The organism is Enterococcus sp. B2E4, assembly GCF_030499455.1.
Lineage (GTDB): Bacteria > Bacillota > Bacilli > Lactobacillales > Enterococcaceae > Enterococcus_D > Enterococcus_D casseliflavus.
Genome location: NZ_JAUKPK010000042.1, coordinates 1 through 3,566, shown reverse-complemented (window position 1 = coordinate 3,566; position 3,566 = coordinate 1). Strand labels below are relative to the sequence as shown.

Here is a 3,566-nt window from a genome sequence, read left to right as displayed (position 1 = left end):
TAAGGGATTTTATTCTTTATTTAAAACTTTGCAACAGAACCGTTCAGGGCGTATGGCGACACAAAACGAAAAAATGGTTTCAATAGATATGCTTTTGAAAAAAGCACTCCATACTCTTGTCTTTTAAGGAAAAACGATTGCGATTATAGGAGTTTTTCTTTTCCCTGCTTTTGTTATTATTCTCTCTTTTCATCAGTAAATGAAAGTCGCTGATAAAAAAAATCAGGACATTTACTCCTTGTCCCCCTTCACAAAACGAACACTTGTTCTTATAATGGTTCTAAAGGAGTGATTATCCATGAAATATTTGAATGACGAATATCAAGACCGGGGTATGAAAAAATGGGCGGGCTTTTTCTTATCTGAACACACAGCTGAACAGGAAAAAATTCAAAAAGGATTGGCTCACATCAATTCCCCAAAGCCCCAAATGTCCGAACAAGAGATTGGCGAGGTGCTTCAAGTGGCTAGATTAAAAAATAAGTCCGTTGCCATCCAAATCGAGGCCATCGATAACGAAGGAAATTATTACGATTAATATGCCACTGATGACGGTGATTTGATTTTTCTTTCCTAAAATACACCTTTGCATGATTTTTTCCTCCTGTTTGTTGTTTGTAATGTAAGTCTACTGGATTGAATCAGATTAAGAATTGATCCTCATCAAGAAGTGGTTTTCCTTCGAAAATAGTTTTTCACTGCGCGGTCTTTTTTGTTTTACTCTTTCGTATAACTCTATGATAGCTCCTTTATTGTTTTTAATAATTGATGACAATCAAGTTTGAATAAACGATTTTTAGCATGTATTTAAAATAGATAAAGCTGATAATTTCTGTTCAGAAATTATCAGCTTTTTTGACGATTTAGGCTTTCGCCAAGGGTAAGCTTCATTCCCTACAGATACAAATTTAAAAAGCTGTAGATATTCGCTCACCCTTTCAGCTAATATCATGATGCAGTCTAATAAGCACCACTTAATTCCGCTTTTGTTTTTTCGGACCCTAACAACCGCAAGCCATTTAAGATGACGAGGATTGTGGAGCCCTCATGGAATAGTACTGCTAAAGGAAGTCCCAGAACGCCGAACATATTTAAAGTAATCAAGCTGACAATAACAGCGATGGAGAAAATGACATTTTGAATAATGATTTTATTTAATTTCTTGCTTAGCTGATAGCTATAAAACAATTTAGACAAATCATTCTTCACTACAACGACATCAGAGGATTCCATTGCGACTGACGAGCCACTTCCCATCGCAATTCCGATATCTGCATTCGCTAGCGCGGGCGCATCATTGATCCCATCGCCAATCATCCCAACAACTTCTTCTTTTCCTTGGCTTTTTAAGACAAAATCTATTTTATCTTCCGGTAACATGGAAGAAATATAGTCATCTACCTTTACTTCCTTTGCAACCTGTGCCGCAACCTTTTCGTTATCTCCCGTTAAAAGATAAACCTTGATGCCCTCTTTTTGGAAATCCGCAACCGTACTCGCTGACTGCGGACGAATTCGATCCCGGAGTGAGAAGTAACCGACGACTTCATTTCCCTTCGCTACAAATATGGTCGTATCGCCTTTTTCCAGTAGCTTTTCAAACTGATCAAATTTATCATATTGCTTAAATGCATCCGGTTTTCCAACTAGGATTGCCCCTTTTTTAATTCCCGAACCAGCAATTTCTTCAATCGATTCCGCTTGATTCACTTGTGCTAAGTTAATCTCTTTAAAGGCAGAAACAATTGCTCTTCCGATTGGGTGACTGGATTGTTGCTCCATATAAATGACTTCTTTTAACAGCTCTTGGTCCAAATGATAATCGACCACTTGGAAGTCGCCATACGTCAATGTTCCGGTCTTATCTGTATACAAAATATTCATTGTACTTAACGCTTCCATTGCGGCTCCACCTTTAAATAAGATACCGTTTTTGGCTCCATTACTTATCGCGCTTAACGTAGCCGGTGTAGCTGATGCCATCAATGCACATGGACTAGCCACTGTTAAAAGTACCATTCCACGATAAAATGCTTCTTCTAATGGTAGGCTTAGGAAATAATATAGAAAGAAGATGAAAATAGGTATGATAATTAAAACGCCAATCACGTACTTACTTTCAATACGGTCTATAAACTTTGCGATTCGAGAAGGTTTGTTTTGTGCTTCTTCAACCATCCGGATAATATTGGAAAACATGGTTTGATTCAGTGTCTTGTTTACTTCTATATGAAAAACATTTCCTTCATTAATCGTTCCGGCAAAAACTTCCTCCTTTAACTCTTTTTCTACTGGGACAGACTCACCCGTTAAAGCCGCTTCATTCACGATTGCATTTCGGTCGATCAAGCCATCAATAGGGATTTGACCACCTTTCGATACCACGACAATGTCCCCAATAACTAACTCTTTCGTAGGGGTAACCACTACATCCCCATTTTCTTTTAGCACTTGGGCTGTGTCGGGTACTTGCGCCATTAATTCTGAAATCGCGCTGGTGGATTTGTTCGTTGCATAATCTTCCAAAACTTCTGCAGCAGCAAAAATCAATAGCAACGCCGCTCCTTCAGACTCAAAATCAATGATTACTGCACCAACTGCTGCCAAAACCATTAATAGGTCGACATTTGGTGAGCGATCTTTAATCGTTTCAACAACAGCATGTTTTGCCGCATAGAAGCCTAAAAAGAAAATTGAAATATAAAATAGTATGGAACTGTATGCATCATTTAGTGGGATAAAGATAAACCCTAAGATTGTAAATAAAACACCGACAACTAAAAATTGTCCTTGCCTACTTTTTGTTAGATACTCAACCATTTCTAAAACCTCTTTCTTATTTTTTGTTTTTTTGCTTACCAATTATTACAAATCCATTTCATCTCATCTTTTCACTCCCCTTTATTTAGAAATATATATATAAAAAAGGGCACACCTATAGAACAGAATTAACTGTCCCACAGGTATGCCCTTATTATTTACATACTCTGCTGCCGCAAAAATTGCAGCCCGGCTGCATGGACCTTTTATATGTCCACCGCCTGTTCAGATCACAATGAATATAACCAACAAACAAAATCTGTTATATTCCAAAGCTTTCATTATTTAGTTTTAATATGCTTCATTGATTCTCATGTGACTATTATAACAAATTTTTTTTGAATTTCAAATCGCTTTTCCATTATTTGAACAGGGTAGAATAGCAATCGCAGCCATAAGCTTTGTGGCGGATCGAAGTCTAGGAAATGTATGCTTCCTTAGTTAGTTCATAAAGTTTTATTTCCACTTTTTTAAATAATTTTTGATATTCTTCTCCCATTTTTTGGTAAATTTCTAATAATTGCATCAATTCTTTTTTTTTAATAAATCACCCATGTGTTCACTCCTGTTCTCCCTCTGTTGTTTTGAATATTCATAATACTTTAAAGGGTTCTGTTGCAAAGTTTTCTGATAAACTGATTTTAAGGTAAAATGAATGGAAAAGATAGCTTGGAGGAATCAAGATAGATCATTTTAAAGGCAAGCAATTTCAGCAGGATGTGATTATTGTAGCCGTGGGCTACTAT

At 36.7% G+C, this 3,566-nt stretch carries 2 protein-coding genes and 1 riboswitch; of the genes, one reads left to right on the top strand and one right to left on the bottom strand.

Annotated features, from left to right (window positions below; all coding sequences use genetic code 11):
- Positions 1 to 298 precede the first annotated feature (298 nt).
- Positions 299 to 538: a hypothetical protein gene (locus Q1X33_RS16470; RefSeq protein ID WP_002316697.1), complete on the top strand. Its 240-nt coding sequence runs from the start codon at positions 299 to 301 to the stop codon at positions 536 to 538.
- Positions 539 to 960: 422 nt separating this feature from the next.
- Here Q1X33_RS16470 and Q1X33_RS16465 read toward each other — a convergent pair whose 3' ends face one another.
- A complete protein-coding gene (locus Q1X33_RS16465) occupies positions 961 to 2,820 on the bottom strand; it encodes a heavy metal translocating P-type ATPase (protein ID WP_002337545.1) in 1,860 nt (619 codons plus the stop codon).
- A gap of 130 nt (positions 2,821 to 2,950) precedes the next feature.
- A riboswitch (NiCo riboswitch) is annotated at positions 2,951 to 3,059 on the bottom strand.
- Between the last annotated feature and the right edge of the window lie 507 nt (positions 3,060 to 3,566).

Coding starts and splice junctions, on each gene's coding strand:
- Q1X33_RS16470 (WP_002316697.1), top strand. CDS start 299: ATGAAATATTTGAATGACGAATATCAAGACCGGGGTATGAAAAAATGG.
- Q1X33_RS16465 (WP_002337545.1), bottom strand. CDS start 2,820: ATGGTTGAGTATCTAACAAAAAGTAGGCAAGGACAATTTTTAGTTGTC.